Source organism: Streptomyces koelreuteriae (assembly GCF_018604545.1).
GTDB classification, from domain to species: Bacteria; Actinomycetota; Actinomycetes; order Streptomycetales; family Streptomycetaceae; genus Streptomyces; species Streptomyces koelreuteriae.
The window spans coordinates 3,219,064-3,238,053 of sequence record NZ_CP075896.1; the positions used below are offsets into that span (position 1 = coordinate 3,219,064).

Here is an 18,990-nt window from a genome sequence, read left to right on the forward strand (position 1 = left end):
TGTTCGCAGAGCGTGCACCTCAGGAGGACTCCACCGTACGGAGAAACTCTCTGACTTCATCGGCAGTCGTCTGCCATTCAGAGATCTCATGCCCATCTTCGTCAACCGTGGATCGCGGTTCCACAAAGCGCCAGGGCTCATCAGGAACGAATTCCTCTTCGAGTTCCCCAAGGAATATAATCGAGTTCTGAACGTAGACAATATCCCCTGACTTGTAGAGGGGCCAACAGAAAATGAAGTTACTAGTCTCCGGGTTCGTGATGGATGAAATGAGGCACGATGCGGCATCACCACCGAGCTCTAGAGCCTTCAAAGACCGGACCCAACTGGCGCGATATTGTTCTACCTTCCAATAGGTTAGGTCCATCGGAAAATCCTCTACGAAATCCCGCACCGTGATACGGCCAATGGCACCACTTCCGACTTCACCCTCTGCCTGCGAGGGAACGGACACCACCTGAATGGAGAAGGCGTCACTTCTTGATGTAGTTGAGGTCTGCGTCATACGTGCCAACCCTCTGCCCCTTCTTGTTGAACATCTTCCACCCGTCAGAGACGTTGTGGCCGTCCACGTCCGGCGTAATGTAGTTCTTCCCGTTGAAGAAGACTTCTTGCCCGTGGGAATGAAAGGGGGCCTTCTGAGGCGAGATTCTTCTCCTGTACCCGAGCTCAGCAGCTCGATCCGCCGGAGTCGCGGCGTAGAGTTCCTCGTTTTCGGCCCGCCGCTTCTGGACCATATCCGGGTGGTAGGGGTCCTTCTCCAGCGCCGGAGATGACGTGTAGCCCTCCGGAAGAATTTCTTCTTCCTTGCATGGAGTCAGACCGAGTGGATCGGCCCAGGTATGAGGATTGTGGACATAGGTGACGGGATTCGGGGAAGGGGCGAGGCCAAGCGGATCGGGGGTGAGATATCGAGCGGTTTCCGGGTCGTAGTGGCGAAAGTGATTGTAGTGGAGACCAGTTTCGGGGTCGTGGTATTGACCCGGATATCGGAGCGGAGTGTAGGCGACAGCTCCACGGTTCCAAGCAGTGCAACCCCACAGAGTTGTACGCGTGCGCCAGGCTATTTCGCCCTGTTCGTCGAGGAGTTCGGTAGGAGTACCGACGAGATCAGTGACGATGGCGTAGAAGCGACGGTCGACCTCCAGCTGTGTCGTATCGGCATCGACGGTCGTCTTGCGTTCGGTCTGCGTCAGCGGGCGCAGGCCGTCGTGGTCCCACGTGAGCGTGATCGCTTCATCATCACCGGCAGAGAGACTGGTCTGCTCGCACAGAGTGTTTCCGTCCCAGGTGAAGTTCACTTGTTCGGCTACGAGCCCACCAGTCGCGGACAGGCGTTGCTTCGCTATGCGCCGGCCGAGCGGATCGTATAGGTATCGCCAGCGCGTGCCGTCAGGAGTGACAACGGACGTAAGCCGGTCCTCGGCGTCCCAGGTGTAGCGCCAGGTGTCCGGCTTGCGGGAGAGACGGGTCTTCTGACGTAGTGCGATACGCCCCGCATCATCGTGCTCATAGCGAATCCCCCCTGCGCGGTGGATGCGTGTGCCAACGTAGCTACGCGGGCCGATGGCTTCCTGGCCCGGCATCCCCGTAGGCCACGACGCTCGGGTCTGATTGCCTGCCGCGTCATACGCGTAGGACTCGGTCCACCCGGCGGCACGAACACCAGTGACCCTGCCGACAGCATCCAAGTCGAAGTGACGAGTTCCGCTCAGCTGATCGGTAGTGCCGACGAGGTACCCATCAGCGCGGTAGGTGTAGGTACGGCTTTGAACACGAGAGTCGTCCAAGCCGACAAGTTCCTGTCGGGTCAGACGGCCCATGGAGTCAAAGCCTTGTTCGAGCCTGAGGTTTTCGCCTATACGGCGAGACAGTTCCCGGCCCGCTGCGTCGTGCGTGAAACTCAGGAACCGACCGGAAGTCGCTAGGCCGGAGCGGTTACCTACGGCATCGTACGACCAATTGCTCACCGCACCAGACGGTGTGGTACGGCCCGTACGACGCCCCGCCGCGTCGTAGGTGTACCTCGTTGTCCGGTAATTGACGGTTTCCGCAGTCACCCGCCTCTCTCGGTCCCGTTCCAGGGTGAGTACCGCGTCAGGACCGCAGGCCTCGACCAGATCGCCTGCCTCGTCATACGCGTAGGTGGTTACTGTGCCCGCAAGGTCCTTCGACACCGCGCGTCCGAGCACATCTCGCTCGTAACGGATCGTCTGGCCAGAAGGGGTCGTCCAGACCGCCAGCCCGCCGGCCGCGTCATGGGCGTAGGTGTGCGTACGGCCGTCGAAGTCGGTCTCTGCCATCAGGCGACCGCTGTGGTCGTACTGATACGTCCACTGCATGCCGAGCGGATCGGTGACCTTGCTGAGCCGGAGTTCTGAGTCGTGCTCGAAGCTGTATCGCGTGCCGTCCGGTGCCGTACGGGCGGTCAGTAGATCAAAGTGCGTGTACTCACAGGTGGTCACACCGCCAATGGCATCGGTATAGGTAGTGCAGTTTCCTTCTCCGTCGTACGTCCACGACTCGGTGCTACCGTCTGGTGCCACTCGACGGGAGATCCTTCCTTCAACCGTCCAGTCCAGGTGCGTCGTAGCTCCCACCGGATCAGTCACCTTGGCAGGGCGCCCGAAACCGTCCCTCTCATATCGGGTAATGCCACCTGCCGGATCCGTGACCTTGATCGGCAGGCCAGCCCCGTCGCACTCGACCACCGCGGTGCTGCCGAGCGGATCCGTGATCGCAGTCCGCCGACCGTAGTCATCGTAGGAGAATCGACTAAGCGCCGATTCCGGAGTGAGTGTCGTGAGGTGGTTTCCTCGATCGTCATAGGTGTAGCACCAGCGGGCGCCACCGGGCTCCACGACTTCGACCGGTTGGCCGAAACTGTTGTAGCCCATGACCGTACGTGCGCCGTCGGCGTGCTGGACGACAAGGAGGTTTCCGTCCTCGTCCCACGTAAAACCCGTCGTATGGCCCAGCGCATCAGTCCGAGCGCGCAACTGGTTGTGATCGTCGAAAGTATGGCGGGTGACGTAACCCAGTGGGTCGACCTCTCCGACGACCAAGCACGCGTCGTTGATGGCAAAGCTGGAGGTGGAGCCATCAGCCGGGGAAACCTTGGTGATACGACAGTCGGGCCAGGCGGAATCGATACCGTCGTAGGTGAAGGTATTGGCAAGGTGCCCGGCCTCGCCGCCCTGCTCCACGCAGCGATCCTGGTAGTCGTAGGCGTAGTGGTAGCGAGACTGGTTCGTGTCCTCCCACGACGTGATGCGAAGGCGTTCGTCATAAGTGAACTGCGTCGGCTGGCCAGAGGAGTCGATTATCTGGGCGAGATTGCCATCGGCGTAGCCATAGCGCTTGATCGTGAGATCCGAACCCGAGCCGTCTTCGGCGGCGGCGACCAGCTGCAGGGCAGTGACACGGTGCTCCTCGACAGTGAGCGCTAGGCAGTAGCCGCCCGAGTGACGAATCCCAATGGGTACACCCTCGGAGTCGTAATCGAACGTGATCGTGTTGCCATTGCGGTCAACTATCCGCTCCAGCAACGCCAACCCGTCAGCAGGCGAAGAAAAATGACGGCTGTGGCCCGTACTCGGGTCAGTGATCTGGTAACCGCCTTGGTCCGTGCCCACCAGCGGCCAGCGCGGGCCCGAACCTGGCAGCACCGTGTCCCCCGCCCCTTCCGGATGCGGATACGTGAGCAGCATGCCGTCCTCGGTGACGAACACGATTCCATGTTCATCGACCTCCAGGCGTTGATCAATAGTGGAGGCCCAACCGGGACCGAACCACCAGCCGCTGTGGTAGCCCGAGGACACGTGACGCTTGAAGGCGAGGGGGAGCGTTCCAGGCAACGTGATGTCGGTCTGCTCCATGAACATGTAGCCAGTTGCCGGATCGACCGGGTCACCGCAACGCTTGAACAAGGACTTGACCCGGTCGTACGCGCCCTTCGCGCCGTCCGCGACAACCGCCCGGCCGTTCTTGGCGAGGCCCCTTACAGCGTTGGCCACCCCTTTCAGGCGCATCGCCTTGACGCCCTTGAGGCCCTTGGCCAGGCCGCCGAGCGTGGTCAGGCCCTTCATGCCGGGTATGCAGTCCAGGGCCGCCAGGCCCACGTCCCATAGGGACGCCTGTCCCTTGGAATATTTGTAGAGCGAGTCGGCCAGCACCACGAGCCCCGCGATCAGCACGATCGCGCCCAGGATCGGACCGCCGATGATCATCGCCACGATGCCGACGACCGCGACGACGACCTTGCAGACCGCGACGATGGTGTCCCAGTTGTCGGTGAACCAGTCGCCGACCTCCTCCCACCACGAGCGGTTCTGAATGCCCGCGTCCGAGGCCTCGTCGATCTTCGACTTCGCCTCACGGGCCGCCTCGTCGCGCATTGTGCGGGCGTCCGCGGCCATCTTCTTCGCCGCCGCCAGGGCATCCTGGGCGTCGGAGACGTCCGACTGGGCCTTGGACTGGGCCGACTTGGCGTGCTGGACATCGCGGGTGGCGGCGCGGACCTTCGCCTCGTCCGGCTTGTCCGCGTCCGACTTGCTGCCGGTGGGGTCGTCCTTGTACTTGTCCGCCTCCTTGCCGGCCCGGGTGACCCAGGAATCGGCAGAGGTCAGCTTCGACTGGGCCGAGGAGAGGTTGTCGCGCGCCTCACGGCCCTTGACCAGCGCCTTGTCGGCCAGGGACTGGGCCCGCTCCAGCTTCGGCCAGAAGTCCGAGAGCGCGTCACCGCACATCTCGTACGACCTCTTCAGCTTCTTGAGGTTCTTCGGGACATCCGCGAAGTCCTCCTTGAACACGTCCGCGGACTTGCCCGCCCACTCCAGGAGCGTGCCCTCACCCGCCATACCCTTGACCAGACGCAGCGCGTCGGAGACATCGTCGGCGAAGTCGTGCAACTGCTTCGCAAGCGAGCGCACCCTCTGCGGACCACCCGGCGTCGGGTCCTTGTCCAAGTCCAGGACGTGCCAGTCCGCCGGCCTGTGCCCCGCCATACCGCAACCCCCGTCACGCGCACATCAACGTCAACAACCGTATGCACACGTAAACTTACAAGGCACAACCGTTCGACGGAAACACGAGCCCCCACATCACGGACGATGTCCGCGCACGGCCCGCTCCACGCGACTTCAGTGCCACCTCTGGGGGTTGAGAGCGGCAGCGACGAAGGAGTCGCCGGTGGTGACGGTGAGGTCAGGTTGTTCGATGCACAGCGCCACCTTTTCGCGATCGAACTGACGGAACTCGAACACGAAGTGTTCGGCGATCGCAGGACGGTCCAAGGGGAGCCCATCGAGATCCACCGCCGCATTCGCACGGTCGGCGCCCTGACAAAGGACTGACACGAACAGGGGGAAGAAGTCCGCCTCCACCAGTCGATCCGTGCCATGGATCAGACCCGCGATCCCGACTCCGCCCGTCACCGCACCGCACAGGTCGTCCAGGCAGTCCACCACAGAGTCCCAGTTCCTCCCGAAGTAGCCGGGGAACTGCAGCACCTCAGCGAACGAGCGGTAGATCCGCTCCTCGGTGATCAGGTCGCGGGAGTCGAAGTGGTGGACGCGTCCTCCCTTCGCCACCAGCCCTGACAGCTGCCCACGAATGCTGGTATCTCCTCGCGAAACGAAGATGACCCAAGGCTTCGAAGTCCCCGTGATGTCAACACCGGTCATGTCTCATCAGGCCTCCGTGAACCGGAACGTAGACGTGATCGCGTCGAAGATGTCGAAGAACGAGTCCGCGAGGTCGAGCACCTGGCTGCTGCCGGCGACCAGGGCCACCTTGCCCTCCTGACCGGGCACGGGGATGTAGGTCTGCATCAGCACAGCCCGGATCGTGCGGTTGAGGGCGTCGCCGGGTACGGCGATGTCCTCGATGCCGTGGGTGCGGGCGGCCGGGCCGACCCCCGGGATGTCGACCGTCGTCACCTTGCGCCAGGAGTCGCCTTCCCGCTTGGCCTCCTTGACGGCGAGCTGGCTCGCGATGACAGAGGGGTCGTTCGAGAGGGGCTCGCCCCGCTCGTTGCGGCCGCCGACCAGGGAGACGGTCACCGAGCCGGTTATCGGGGTGTCGCCGCCGAAGTTCTCTGCCATGCAGCCGCAGTACAGCGCGCCCGACTTCCAGGCATCGGCAGCGGCCTTCTGGAGGAAGTCGACGTAGGTGCCGCGGTACTGCTCCAGCTCCGGCCGCTGCTCCACACGTTCGCTCACCATCCGGCGGATCGAGTCGTCCCGCGACTCCGGCCGTACGTCGAACTCCCACCACGTCTCCGGCACCTTGATCCGGAAACCGCCCCGCTCGACGGTCAGTGTCTCCATGTAGCGGGCCATGACGCCGGCCTCCCCGTTCGCACGATCACTCGGTCATTCGTTCCCGTGCGCACATCGTGCCACTACTCCTCCAGCGTCCAGAACGGTGAGTCCTTCGGCGGGGCGGGGCGTACGGGGTGTGTGCTGAAGTCGATGTCCGCGTCCGCGTCCGGGTCGCCGATCGGAAGACGGTGCCGGTCATCCGGGCCGTAGTACACCCCGTACGCCCAGTACTCGGGCAGTTCGTGGCCCAGGAGTCCCACACCCCAGCTGACCGACTCCCGCGTCCCGTACACCGCGTTGATCCTCGCGACCGCCTCCGCACGGGAGATACCGATGTGCTCCACCAGTACGTCCGCCATCTCGCGGAAGTACGCCAGCATCTCCTCGTCGAGCGCCAGCACGAACTCCGTGCCCGTCGTGCCGGCCGTGTCGCACGCTCCGAAGGAGACGAGCCAGCGCAGGCGCCTGATCTCCGCCACGAGCAGCGGCACCGTCTCCCTGGCGGTGGCGGCCAAGACCGGATCCGGAGTCGAGGCCACGCACAGCTCCTCGATGGCGTCCAGGTCGAGGTGGTCATCGCGAGGCGCCGGTTCTGAAGTCATGCTCCAGTGTCACGGCACGACAGCTGTCGACTAGCGGAAGCGGGGGCTGCCCCCACCCCCGTCCACCAGCCCGCCGGATGGCCCGCCCCCGCTCCCCCGGGCACCGTAGGAGATACACGACCACGCAACGGGGGAACCGATCATGCGAACCGTCACAGCCACCGTCCTCGCCCTGGCCCTCGCCGCGGCAGGGGCAGCGCCCGTCGCCGCCGGCTCCGGCAGGCCCGGCATCGACGGTGTCTGGCGCATGGACGGCTACGGCACCGTCCTCTCCCTCGACGGCGACACCCTTCAGGAGTTCCAGACGACGTCCGTCAGCTGTATCGAGGGCGAGGCCGCGCGGCGCACCGGCCCTGGCGCGTACACGACCGACGACGGCACCGTACTGGCCGTCCGCCCCGGGCCGGGCCGGGACCGTGCCAGCCTCGGTACGGACAGTTCCGTCGGCCATCGCGCGCTCCGGCGGATCAAGGAACTGCCCGCCGACTGCACCCGCCCCATGCCCAAGGACCCCCGCACCTCCTTCGACGTCTTCTGGCACTCCTTCGCCGAGAACTACCCCTTCTTCGCCGCGAAGGGCATCGACTGGCGGGACGTGCGGGACCGGTATCGGGCCAAGGTGCACAAGGACACCAGCCGCAAGGAGCTCTTCGGGATCTTCAGTGACATGGTGCGGCCTCTCTACGACGCCCATGTCGCCGTCGAAGACGGGGACAACGTCTTCGCCCAGGTCCGCCCGGGCACCGAGGTGCCCACGGAGGAGTTGGACACCAAGGTCAAGAAGTTCGTCGTCGAACGCGATCTCAAGGGCGCCCCGTACCGCCAGGACTTCGCGAACGGCCGCATCACCTACGCCGACCTGCCCGGCCGCGCCGACCAGGGCTATCTCCGTATCTCCGGGTTCGCCGGCTACACCTCCGAGGACGCCCCGTACGCCGCCCACGTCGCCGCACTCGACAAGGCCCTGGACACCGTCCTCACCAAGGACCGCACCCAGCGGCTCAAAGGCCTGATCATCGACCTGCGCATCAACGGCGGCGGCTCCGACGCCCTCGGTATTCGGATCGCCGAGCGGCTGACGGACACGCCCTACGTCGCCTACGCCAAGCGTGCCCGGAACCATCCGAGCGACCCGGACCGGCACACCCGGCCCGAGCCGATCCGGGTCGTACCGGCGGACGGGCCCCGTTACACCGGGCCCATCGCCGTGCTGACCTCAGGCTCCACTGTCAGCGCCGGTGAGACCTTCACCCAGGCCCTGATCGACCGGCCGGGCCACACCGTCCGCATCGGCCGGTCCACCCAGGGCGTCTTCTCCGACGTCCTGGAACGCGACCTGCCCAACGGCATGACCGCGGTCCTCCCCAACGAGGAGTTCCTGAACCGGTCGGGCCGGACCTACGACGGCCCCGGCATCCCGCCCCACCTCTCCGAGCCGGTGTTCACGAAGGAGGAGTTCGAGGAGAAGAGGGACTCCGCGTTCGACCGGGCTGTCTCTGAGCTGCGGGGTCGGGCTTCAGCGGGGCGTTGACCAGGACGCTGTCGGGCCGCCCGCTTCTTTGCCAGTGTCGTGCTTCCACGACCCGCCTCAAGGGCGCTTCGCGTCGGCTCCGCCGATCGGCCTTCGCCCGACCCTTGACCCGGGCCGCGGAAGCACGTGAGAGAAGCGAGCGAGCGGCCCTGAAACGCGGGTGGCCCAGGTCCCTTGGCCCCAACGGTTGCCTGCGATGCCGCTCGGGGTGACGGGCGCGGTCGCGTTTCGCATGCACGCCGGGTGGTTCGGCGGCAGTAGGGGGGAAGGGTGGGGAGTGGAGCGGTTGGGTCATTGGTCGGCCGTGACTGCCGGGGGCTAGTGGCCGGAAGGCTCCAGTTGCGCCAACTTGGCGGCTCCCGACACAAATCCCGCCCACGCGGTGAGGGAGAGTGCCAGCCGGGGACCGTGGTCCTGCTTCGAGTCGCGGACGTGGATGGTGTGGGGGGCTATCGCGACCTCGATACAGGAGTTGCCGTCGGGGCCGTCGCTGTAACTGCTCTTGAACCAGACCAGTTCGGCGGAAGGCTTGCGGATCATGTTTCTCCCAGCACTTGCTCGATGAAGGCCAGCGACTCCTCCGGCGTAAGAGCCTGCGCCCGGATGGTGCCATACCGCAGCTCAAGGATCCGCAGGTGCTTCGGATCGGATGTCGGTCGGCCGCTGAACGCGCCGTCAGAGCGCCCCACTGCCGAGCCATCGGCGAACTTCAGCACCTCGATCCTGCCGTCCAGCCCTGGATGGGCTCCCGAGCTCATCCGCATCACCTGAAGCGAGACGTTGCGCAATCGGGCCACCCCCAGCAGGTGTTCGAGCTGCTGACGCCACATCATTGTGCCTCCAACCCGTCGGCGCAGCGTGGCCTCTTCCAGGACGAAGCTGAGCGATGGCGCTGGGGAGCGCTCGAAGATCGACTTCCTGGCCATACGCGCGGCGACCAGGTGCTCCACCTCCTCCTCCGAGTACGGCGGCTGCCACGCCTCGAACAAGGCCCGCGCATGCTCCGGCGTCTGCAGCAGCCCATGGAAGCTCAGCCCGACATACACACCCAGCTCAGCCGCCTTGGCCTCCAACTGCGCCAAGGCCCGCACGCTCCGGGGATACCGAACCCTCTTCACGTCCTCCCAGGTCGCCGCAATCAACCCACCCGCCCCCAGCACCTCATCCGCCCTGACCAGATAGTCCTGCCGAGGGATCCGCTTCCCGCCCTCGATCTTGTAGACCATGTCCTCGCCGTACCCCACGGCCGTCCCGAACTCGCCGGCGCGCATCCCCACCGCCTCCCGCCGCAGCTTCAGCTGCCGTCCGACGGTCGCGATGACGGCGACGCCCCACTCGTCGTCGGGGTCCACCTCCCAACCCGGCTCGTCCGCCTCGCCCTTGAGCCGCCCCGAGTCCGCCTCGACCGCCGTCATCCCGCACCCTTCCGCCGTCGTACGAACATGCCCTGCGCCCTACCCGTACGCCCGGCCCCGACAGCCCGGACACCGCTGGACAAGCTCCGGACAGTCACCGTACGCACCCGCTGAGTCACTGTTCACGATAAGCGCGCACCGCCACTCTGAGTGCCGTGAAGCAGCGATCCACTGAACTCACCACCCCCGTCCGCAACTTCAGCCTCCAGCTGTCGCCGACCCCGCGCGGTGCCCGTCTGGCCCGTCTCCTGGCCGTCGAGCAACTGCGCTCCTGGGGGCTGCCGTTGGACCCGGCGAGGCAGGTCGTCGCGGAGCTGTCGGTCAACGCCGTGACGCACGGCCGCGTCCCCGGTCGTGACTTCCGCCTGCTGCTCTACGTCGTCGCCGACACCCTCCGTATCGAGGTGACGGACACGCGCGGCGACCGTCTGCCGGTGCTGTCCGAGACGGGCAGGGGCCTGCGCCTCGTCGAGGCGCTCGCCGACCGCTGGGGCACCACCGCCGGGCTCCCGCCCCGCAAGACCGTCTGGGCCGAGATCGGCCTCGTACCGGAGCCCAAGAACCTGGACTTCGGTGGCGCGGGCGGCCTCCCAGAAGGAACACGTAGGTGAAAGGACCCGACCAAGCCCCACCCCTCCTCCCGCTCGCGGGGCCGCCTCACTCGCGCGGGTGAACATCACCAACTCGACTGGCGTCGGGGGCCATTGCCTGCCCTACGCTCAGCGCAACACAACCGCAGACATGCGACGGCCCTCGCCGGGACGGCAATCCCAGTGCGAGGGCCTGACCACCGAGGAAGGCTCCAACTTCCTGATGGACACGCAGAACCCTAACGTGCCCTCGCACGCCCACACCCGGGTTGCCGCAAAGAAGCACCCGAACCGGCGGCATCCCCACTCCGGCCTGGTGCACGACCACACCCGCCACACCACCCGCTTCACGGTGATCGGCAACCACCTCGCCCAGCACCCGGAGCTGTCGCTGCTCGCGATCGGGCTCGGCACGCACATCCAGTCGCTGCCCGTCGGCGCCCGCATCGACATCAAGTCGCTCGCCGCCCGCTTCCCCGAGGGCACGACCCGTATCGCCGCCGCTCTGAAAGAGCTGGAAGCCCACGGTTACCTGCGCCGCGAGCGCGTACGCGTGCCCGACGGCCGGATCATCACCCGTACGACCTCCTGCAACCAGCCAGGTCACAGGGGTGCAGAGGCTCCGCGTCCGGCTCCGAGGAAGCGGACGGGGTCGCCCGGCGGCAAGACCCTGCCTGCCGTACCGCGACCGGCCTGCCCGGCCCCCGCCCTCCTCCAGCAGGCCACCGACCTCCTCACCGGCCTCCGCCGCGAGGACCCCCGCCTCCTGCTCTCGGCCGGCGACACCGCCCACCTCGCCCCCGGCGTCGCCGCCTGGCTCGAACGCGACGTCACCCCCACCGCCGTACGCCACGCCCTGACCACCGACCTCCCACCCGAGCCCCTCCGCCGCCCGGCCGCCCTCCTGTCCCACCGCCTGACGGCCCAGCTCCCGCCGCTCCCGGCGTACCGCGCACCCGAACCTCCACGGGCCGCCCCTCGTCCCCTCGTGAACTGCGACGGCTGCGACCGCGCCTTCCGCGGTACCGGCGGCGGGCGCTGCGGCGATTGCCAATCCGATTCCCCTGGAGGCCTCCTGGCATGGATGTGACACACACCGGACGGCCTGCCCCTGTACCGGGACGGCTCCGCCCCCAGGCGTGAGCCGGTAGAGGTCGACCGTAGGCTCCTGGCCCATGACCCGCACCACCCCACCCCGCCCCCTCGACGTCACCGCCCTCTACCCCGAGCTCGCCCCACTCGCCCGCACCGCCGTGCGCCTGCACCCCCGGGCAGGGACGCCGTCAGCCACCGACAGTTCCATCGGTGGCCCCCTGCTGTGGCCGGCCGAGGAGGCATGGCCCAACTGCCCCGAGCACAAAGGCCCCCGGCACAGGGGGCTCGACCCGGTGGACATCCGGCTCCGGCGGCGGATCCTCGCGGAGGCCTGGGCCCGCCCGCGCGCCGAGGGGCAGGAACTGCTGACCGACGAGGAGCGGGTGATCGTCGACCGGGGTGTCAAGAAGACCCGCATAGCGCAGAACGGTCCCGTCCCGCTGGTGCCGGTGGCCCAGCTCTACGCCTCCGACGTTCCCGGCCTGCCCTGCCCGGAGGGCGCTGATCTGCTTCAGGTGCTGTGGTGCCCGTTCGACCACGACCCGGACTACCTGCCGTACACGGAGCTTCGCTGGCGCACCGCCGCCGACGTGACCGCGCATCTCACCGACCCTCCGCAGCCGTCCGTCATCGGCAGCGCCGACTACCTCCCCGAGCCCTGCGTCCTGCACCCCGAGCCGGTCACCGAGTACCCGGCCCCGCACGAGCTGCCCGAGGATCTCGCCGAGCGGATCAACGCCTGGGAGGAGGAGAACGAGGAGGAAGCCGGAGACGAAGACGCCGAGGTCTACTACCAGTACGACCTCGCCGTCGCCCCCGGCAACAAGGTCGGCGGCCACGCCCCCTGGAGCTTCTCCGACCCGTTCCCCATGTCCTGCCAGGAGTGCGGCTCGGGTGTCCGCCCCTTGCTGACCGTCGACGGGGTCGAATGGGACGGCGGCAGCGGGAGCTGGCGGCCCCTGGAGGACGCCGGCTACACCGGCCACCACGTGGACGGCCCGGCCTGCGCCACCCACCTCAACATCGGGCGCGGCTACAACATGCAGCTCTACATCTGCGAGACCTCGTACGACCACCCGCATCTGCAGAACATGCAGTGACCACCCGACTACCCGCGGATCTCCCGGGCACAACAAAGGGGCCCGTACGACCGAAGTCGTACGGGCCCCTTCGAGCCACTCAGGTCAGTAGACCCTCAAGCCAGTCCGAAGACTCACTTGTTGATCTTGGTGACCTGGCCGGCGCCCACGGTCCGGCCACCCTCACGGATGGCGAACTTGAGGCCCTCCTCCATGGCGACGGGCTGGATGAGCTCCACCTTCATCTCGGTGTTGTCACCCGGCATGACCATCTCGGTGCCCTCGGGGAGGGTCACCACGCCGGTCACGTCCGTCGTACGGAAGTAGAACTGCGGGCGGTAGTTGTTGAAGAACGGCGTGTGGCGGCCACCCTCGTCCTTGGACAGGATGTAGGCCTGCGCCTCGAACTCGGTGTGCGGGGTGACCGAGCCCGGCTTGATGATGACCTGGCCGCGCTCGACGTCCTCGCGCTTGATGCCGCGGAGCAGCAGACCGACGTTCTCACCGGCCTGGCCCTCGTCGAGCAGCTTGCGGAACATCTCGATGCCGGTGACCGTGGTGGTGGTCTTCTCGGTCTTGATGCCGATGATGTCGACGGTCTCGTTGACCTTGAGGACACCACGCTCGATACGGCCGGTGACGACCGTACCGCGACCGGTGATCGTGAAGACGTCCTCGATCGGCATCAGGAACGGCTTGTCGACGTCGCGCTCCGGCTCCGGAATCGCGGTGTCGACGGCGCTCATGAGCTCCAGGACCGAGTTGCCCCACTCCTTGTCGCCCTCGAGGGCCTTCAGAGCGGAGACCTTGACGACGGGAACGTCGTCGCCCGGGAACTCGTACTCGGAGAGCAGCTCACGGACCTCGAGCTCGACGAGCTCCAGGATCTCCTCGTCGTCCACCATGTCGGCCTTGTTCAGGGCGACGACGATGTACGGAACGCCGACCTGGCGGGCCAGGAGCACGTGCTCCTTGGTCTGCGGCATCGGGCCGTCGGTGGCGGCGACCACGAGGATGGCGCCGTCCATCTGCGCCGCACCCGTGATCATGTTCTTGATGTAGTCCGCGTGACCGGGGCAGTCGACGTGGGCGTAGTGACGGGTCTCCGTCTGGTACTCGACGTGCGCGATCGAGATCGTGATACCGCGCTGGCGCTCCTCGGGAGCCTTGTCGATCTGGTCGAAGGCCGAGGCCTCGTTCAGCTCGGGGTACGCGTCGTGCAGCACCTTGGTAATGGCGGCCGTGAGGGTCGTCTTACCGTGGTCGATGTGACCGATGGTGCCGATGTTGACGTGCGGCTTAGTCCGCTCGAACTTCGCCTTCGCCACTGGGGTCCTCCTGTGGAGTGGTTCTGGTACGCCTTACTCATCGGCGCCAGGATGATCTTTGCTGGAAAGCCCGGGCCCCGGGGCATTCTCGCCATGTTTGTGACGGAATGCCCCTCAAGGCTCCGGAGTCAAGCCTACGGCGTGTAGACGCTGTGCGTTACTCGCCCTTGGCCTTCGCGATGATCTCCTCGGCGACGTTCCGGGGAACCTCGGCGTAGGAGTCGAACTGCATCGAGTAGCTTGCGCGACCCGACGTCTTGCTGCGGAGGTCTCCGACGTAGCCGAACATCTCCGAGAGGGGCACCAGGCCCTTCACGAGGCGGGCACCGGCCCGCTCCTCCATGGCCTGGATCTGGCCACGGCGGGAGTTGATGTCGCCGATGACCTCACCCATGTAGTCCTCGGGCGTGGTGACCTCGACGGCCATCATCGGCTCGAGCAGCACGGGGCTGGCCTTGCGCGCGGCCTCCTTGAAGGCCTGCGAGCCGGCGATCTTGAACGCGAGCTCGGAGGAGTCGACCTCGTGGTAGCCACCGTCGATGAGCGTGACGCGGACGCCCGTCATCTCGTAGCCGGCGAGGATGCCGAACTGCATGGCCTCCTGCGCACCGGCGTCCACCGAAGGGATGTACTCCTTCGGGATGCGGCCACCGGTGACCTTGTTCACGAACTCGTACGCGGCGTCGCCGCCCTCGATCGGCTCGATCGCGATCTGCACCTTGGCGAACTGGCCGGTACCACCAGTCTGCTTCTTGTGCGTGTAGTCGACGCGCTCGACGGCCTTGCGGATCGTCTCACGGTAGGCGACCTGCGGCTTGCCGACGTTGGCCTCGACCTTGAACTCGCGCTTCATACGGTCGACCAGCACCTCGAGGTGAAGCTCGCCCATACCACCGATGATGGTCTGGCCGGTCTCCTCGTTGGTGTGGACCTGGAAGGACGGGTCCTCCTCGGCCAGGCGCTGGATCGCGACGCCCAGCTTCTCCTGGTCACCCTTCGACTTGGGCTCGATGGCGACCTGGATGACCGGCGCCGGGAAGTCCATGGACTCCAGGATGACCGGGTTCTTGTCGTCGGACAGCGTCTCACCGGTGGTGGTCTGCTTGAGGCCCATGACGGCGACGATGTCACCGGCGCCCACCGACTCGATCTCCTCACGCTTGTTCGCGTGCATGCGGTAGATCTTGCCGATGCGCTCCTTCTTGCCCTTCACGGAGTTCAGCACGGCGGTGCCGGACACCAGGCGGCCGGAGTACACGCGGACGAAGGTGAGCTTGCCGAGGTGCGGGTCGCTCATGATCTTGAACGCCAGCGCGGCGAGGGGCTCGTCCTCCGACGGCTTGCGCGCGATGACCTGCTCCGGGTCCTTGACGTCGTGGCCCTCGATGGCCTCGACGTCGAGCGGGGTGGGCAGGTAGCGCACGACCGCGTCGAGCAGGGGCTGAACGCCCTTGTTCTTGAACGCGGTGCCGCAGAACACGGGGGTGACGGTGGTGCCGTCGCTCTTGCCGGACGCGATGGTGATACGACGGATCGCGGCGTAGAGCTGCTCCACGGTGGGCTCGGTGCCCTCCAGGTACAGCTCCATCAGCTCTTCGTCGTTCTCGGCGACGGCCTCGAGCAGCTTGCCGCGGTATTCCTCGGCAGCCTCGGCGTGGGTGTCCGGGATGTCGACGGTGTCGTACATCTCGCCCTTGGTCGCCTCGGCCGACCAGACCAGGGCCTTCATCGTCACGAGGTCGATGACGCCCTTGAAGTCCGCCTCGGCACCGATCGGCAGCTGCATGACCAGCGGCTGGGCGCCCAGACGGTCCGAGATCATGTCCACGCAGCGGTGGAACTCGGCGCCGGTACGGTCCAGCTTGTTGACGAAGCAGATGCGGGGCACGCCGTAGCGGTCGGCCTGACGCCACACCGTCTCGGACTGCGGCTCGACACCGGCGACACCGTCGAACACCGTCACGGCACCGTCGAGCACGCGCAGGGAGCGCTCCACCTCGACGGTGAAGTCGACGTGACCCGGGGTGTCGATGATGTTGATGGTGTAGTCGTTGTCCTCGAGCGGCCAGTGACAGGTGGTCGCAGCAGACGTGATCGTGATGCCACGCTCCTGCTCCTGCTCCATCCAGTCCATCGTGGCGGCGCCGTCGTGGACCTCACCGATCTTGTACGAAACGCCGGTGTAGAACAGGATCCGCTCGGTGGTGGTCGTCTTGCCCGCGTCGATGTGGGCCATGATCCCGATGTTGCGGACCTTGGCCAGGTCAAGTGAAGTGGTAGCCATAAGGCTTCAGTCTTCTCTCGGTCTCGATGTGGGTAGCGACTACCAGCGGTAGTGCGCGAAGGCCTTGTTGGACTCGGCCATCTTGTGGGTGTCCTCGCGCTTCTTCACAGCGGCACCGAGGCCGTTGGAGGCGTCGAGAAGCTCGTTGAGCAGACGCTCGGTCATGGTCTTCTCGCGACGGGCGCGGGAGTAACCGACGAGCCAGCGCAGCGCGAGCGTGTTGGCACGACCGGGCTTGACCTCGATCGGAACCTGGTACGTCGCACCACCGACACGGCGGGACTTGACCTCGAGGGTCGGCTTGATGTTTTCCAGTGCGCGCTTCAGCGTGATGATCGGGTCGTTGCCCGTCTTCTCACGCAGACCCTCCATGGCGCCGTAGACGATGCGCTCGGCGGTGGAGCGCTTGCCGTTCAGCAGCACCTTGTTGATGAGGGAGGTCACCAGAGGAGAACCGTAGACCGGGTCGATGATGACCGGGCGCTTCGGGGCGGGGCCCTTACGAGGCATTCTTACTTCTCCTTCTTGGCGCCGTAGCGGCTGCGGGCCTGCTTGCGGTTCTTGACACCCTGGGTGTCGAGCGAGCCGCGGATGATCTTGTAGCGAACACCCGGCAGGTCCTTCACACGGCCGCCGCGCACGAGCACGATGGAGTGCTCCTGCAGGTTGTGTCCCTCACCCGGAATGTAAGCGGTGACCTCGATCCCGCTGGTCAGACGCACACGCGCGACCTTACGCAGGGCCGAGTTCGGCTTCTTCGGGGTGGTCGTGAACACACGCGTGCAGACGCCGCGACGCTGAGGGGAACCCTCGAGTGCGGGCGTCTTGTTCTTCTCGACCTTGTCCTGCCGGCCCTTCCGGACCAGCTGCTGGATCGTAGGCACTACTTCTCCGGTTTCTGTGTGCCGAATGGTGAAGCTAACCTGGAACGTCGCCGACCCACGCGGTCGGGTGTGTCGAATCCCGCGGACTCCCGCCGCGAGGCAGAAAGAAGCGCAGATTGCGGTGGCCGGTAACAGCTCGCGATGCGGTTGATGGCACGCACGAGAGCCAGGGCACACCCCAGGCACAAGGTCTGAGCGTACCTATCGCATTCGCTGCGGTCAAAACAAATGGGAACCGCCCGCATGGTTATGCGGAGCATGTCAAGACCCCAGGCCGCTCAGTCCCCTGTCCGGCTCGCCGTTCGGCCGCCGGTCAGCCCGTCGTTCAGCCCGCCGCGATGGACACCACCGTCAGCAACACCAGGACGAGTGCCCAGCCTGCCGTGGACAACCATCCGAGCACCAGCCCGGTCAGCGCGAGCCCGTCCCCCAGCTCGCCCCGACTGCGGATCTCGGCCCGCGCCACGTGCCCCAGCACAACGGCCGGGATCCCCGTCAGCCCCATCGTCGGCACACACAGCAGACCGCACACCCCGGCCGCGACCGCCTTCCCGTTCGTCGCCGGCCGCGGCACCGGCAGAAACGTCCGCGCCACCGGCACGGCACCGGCCGACTGAATCACCGGCCCCTGCGGCAGATCCGCGACGAGCAGCGCCAGCTCCCCCACGGTCCGCGCCCCGTACGCCCGCGCCACCCGCTTCTCGAACTCGTCCTGCTCCATCCGCCCCTCGCCGTACCCGGCTCTGAGCACGTCCACGGCCCGCTCCCGATCGGCATGCGACGCGAGCATCGAGGGGGCGGCGGGGGCTTGCCAGGGGTGCCAGGAGGGGTAGGGGGGCTGGGACACGGAGTACCTCCACGGGAGGCTGAGTTCTTCCATGATGCGCCGAAGGGACGCTTCCGGCATCGGTGCGTCCGGGGCGGGGCACCGTTCCTCAGCCACGCGGCCGAATCACGCCCGTTTCCTCCATGGTCGTTTCCAGTACGTTGACGCCAGGACGACGCTTGTACAGGGCAGGCATCGGCACAGGTGAACGCGGGGGCGGCGGGATGACCGGGGGCCAGGGACGCGCGTGGGACGACGACGGCGTCCCGTTCCTCGCCCGGCTGGAGCGGGAGGACCGCGCCGCCCTGCTCGCCATCGGCCGCCCCCTCGGCTACCGGGCGCGCGGCGTCATCCTGCACCAGGACGAGCCCTCGGCCCACGTCCTGCTCCTCCTGCATGGCTGGACCAAGGTCACGGCGATCGCCGCCAACGGCTACGAGGCTCTGCTCGCCCTGCGCGGCCCGGGCGACATCATCGGCGAGGGCGCGGCCCTCAGCGGCCGCGGCCGCTCGGCGACCGTGACGGCCCTGGAGCCGGTCGAGGCGGTCGTCGTCGACCAGAACCGTTTCACCCTGTTCGTCTCGGACAATCCCCGGGTGGCACTGCACCTGCTGAGCCTGTCCACGGACCGGCAGCGGTCGACCGATCGGCGCCGGCTGGAATGGGCCGCGCTGACCGTGCGCGAGCGGCTGGCCGTCCTGCTGCTCGAACTGGTGCGCACACACGGCAGCCGGACGGACGAGGGCATCGAACTCACCATCGGGCTCAGCCAGCAGGAGTTCGCCGGTTCCGTGGGCTCCTCGCGCGAGGCGGTGGCCCGGCTCCTCAAGGAGCTGCGGGACCGGCAGGTCGTCGCCACCCGGCGCCGACGCATCGTCGTACTCCGCCCCGACGTGCTGCGCCGCATCGCCGGCGACGCCTCCGCCTGACGCACATCCCCGCCCGCCGTTCCATGCACACGGTCACATTCCGTCCGTGTCATCGGCCCTCCGGCGCTCGCCCGCGACCCGCCATCGTGCTGGACGACGGACAC

At 66.7% G+C, this 18,990-nt stretch carries 17 protein-coding genes; 5 read left to right on the forward strand and 12 right to left on the reverse strand.

The features are described from left to right. Positions 1-19: 19 nt before the first annotated feature. The 5 genes from KJK29_RS14215 to KJK29_RS38815 all read right to left on the reverse strand — a co-directional run bounded on the left by KJK29_RS14215 (position 20) and on the right by KJK29_RS38815 (position 6,925). Positions 20-505: a hypothetical protein gene (locus tag KJK29_RS14215; RefSeq protein ID WP_251057791.1), complete on the reverse strand. Its 486-nt coding sequence runs from the start codon at positions 503-505 to the stop codon at positions 20-22. Then, positions 474-5,006, reverse strand: a complete 4,533-nt coding sequence (locus KJK29_RS14220) for a DUF6531 domain-containing protein (RefSeq protein ID WP_215119446.1) — start codon at positions 5,004-5,006, stop codon at positions 474-476. Before KJK29_RS14220 ends, KJK29_RS14215 begins: the two co-directional genes overlap by 32 nt. A gap of 135 nt (positions 5,007-5,141) precedes the next feature. Next, complete coding sequence (locus KJK29_RS14225) at positions 5,142-5,684, reverse strand: barstar family protein (RefSeq protein WP_215119449.1); 543 nt, start codon at positions 5,682-5,684, stop codon at positions 5,142-5,144. A 6-nt stretch (positions 5,685-5,690) separates the two neighbouring features. Then, positions 5,691-6,341, reverse strand: a complete 651-nt coding sequence (locus tag KJK29_RS14230; RefSeq protein ID WP_215119450.1) for a hypothetical protein — start codon at positions 6,339-6,341, stop codon at positions 5,691-5,693. A 62-nt stretch (positions 6,342-6,403) separates the two neighbouring features. Next, entirely contained in the window at positions 6,404-6,925 is a 522-nt protein-coding gene (locus KJK29_RS38815; RefSeq protein WP_251057793.1) for a hypothetical protein, read from the reverse strand. Between the two features lie 142 nt (positions 6,926-7,067). Here KJK29_RS38815 and KJK29_RS14240 point away from each other — a divergent pair, with 142 nt between their 5' ends. Then, a complete protein-coding gene (locus KJK29_RS14240; protein WP_215119452.1) occupies positions 7,068-8,456 on the forward strand; it encodes a S41 family peptidase in 1,389 nt (462 codons plus the stop codon). A 318-nt stretch (positions 8,457-8,774) separates the two neighbouring features. Here KJK29_RS14240 and KJK29_RS14245 read toward each other — a convergent pair whose 3' ends face one another. Further along, positions 8,775-8,996, reverse strand: a complete 222-nt coding sequence (locus tag KJK29_RS14245; protein WP_215119454.1) for a DUF397 domain-containing protein — start codon at positions 8,994-8,996, stop codon at positions 8,775-8,777. Continuing rightward, positions 8,993-9,871, reverse strand: a complete 879-nt coding sequence (locus tag KJK29_RS14250) for a helix-turn-helix domain-containing protein (RefSeq protein WP_215119456.1) — start codon at positions 9,869-9,871, stop codon at positions 8,993-8,995. Before KJK29_RS14250 ends, KJK29_RS14245 begins: the two co-directional genes overlap by 4 nt. A 155-nt stretch (positions 9,872-10,026) precedes the next feature. Here KJK29_RS14250 and KJK29_RS14255 point away from each other — a divergent pair, with 155 nt between their 5' ends. From KJK29_RS14255 to KJK29_RS14265, 3 genes are all read left to right on the forward strand, one after another. Then, complete coding sequence (locus KJK29_RS14255; protein WP_215119457.1) at positions 10,027-10,482, forward strand: ATP-binding protein; 456 nt, start codon at positions 10,027-10,029, stop codon at positions 10,480-10,482. Positions 10,483-10,684: 202 nt separating this feature from the next. Next, positions 10,685-11,551 (forward strand): helix-turn-helix domain-containing protein, encoded by an 867-nt coding sequence (locus tag KJK29_RS14260; protein ID WP_215124276.1) that lies wholly within the window; start codon positions 10,685-10,687, stop codon positions 11,549-11,551. Between the two features lie 85 nt (positions 11,552-11,636). Then, the gene (locus KJK29_RS14265) at positions 11,637-12,656 is read left to right on the forward strand and encodes a hypothetical protein (RefSeq protein WP_251057794.1); all 1,020 of its coding nucleotides are present in this window, start codon (positions 11,637-11,639) and stop codon (positions 12,654-12,656) included. Between the two features lie 113 nt (positions 12,657-12,769). On the opposite strand, the gene tuf is transcribed toward KJK29_RS14265, so the two are convergent. The 5 genes from tuf to KJK29_RS14290 form a co-directional block, all read right to left on the reverse strand. Then, positions 12,770-13,963, reverse strand: a complete 1,194-nt coding sequence (gene tuf / locus KJK29_RS14270) for an elongation factor Tu (RefSeq protein WP_193482362.1) — start codon at positions 13,961-13,963, stop codon at positions 12,770-12,772. A gap of 157 nt (positions 13,964-14,120) precedes the next feature. Beyond that, a complete protein-coding gene (fusA, locus tag KJK29_RS14275; RefSeq protein ID WP_184591469.1) occupies positions 14,121-16,247 on the reverse strand; it encodes an elongation factor G in 2,127 nt (708 codons plus the stop codon). A 39-nt stretch (positions 16,248-16,286) separates the two neighbouring features. Further along, positions 16,287-16,757, reverse strand: a complete 471-nt coding sequence (gene rpsG, locus KJK29_RS14280; protein WP_003992340.1) for a 30S ribosomal protein S7 — start codon at positions 16,755-16,757, stop codon at positions 16,287-16,289. Positions 16,758-16,759: 2 nt separating this feature from the next. Next, entirely contained in the window at positions 16,760-17,131 is a 372-nt protein-coding gene (gene rpsL / locus KJK29_RS14285; RefSeq protein ID WP_003948652.1) for a 30S ribosomal protein S12, read from the reverse strand. A gap of 325 nt (positions 17,132-17,456) precedes the next feature. Beyond that, positions 17,457-17,978 (reverse strand): DUF1707 and DUF4190 domain-containing protein, encoded by a 522-nt coding sequence (locus KJK29_RS14290; RefSeq protein ID WP_251057795.1) that lies wholly within the window; start codon positions 17,976-17,978, stop codon positions 17,457-17,459. Between the two features lie 203 nt (positions 17,979-18,181). Here KJK29_RS14290 and KJK29_RS14295 point away from each other — a divergent pair, with 203 nt between their 5' ends. After that, entirely contained in the window at positions 18,182-18,886 is a 705-nt protein-coding gene (locus KJK29_RS14295; protein WP_215119459.1) for a Crp/Fnr family transcriptional regulator, read from the forward strand. The last annotated feature ends 104 nt before the right edge of the window (positions 18,887-18,990 follow it).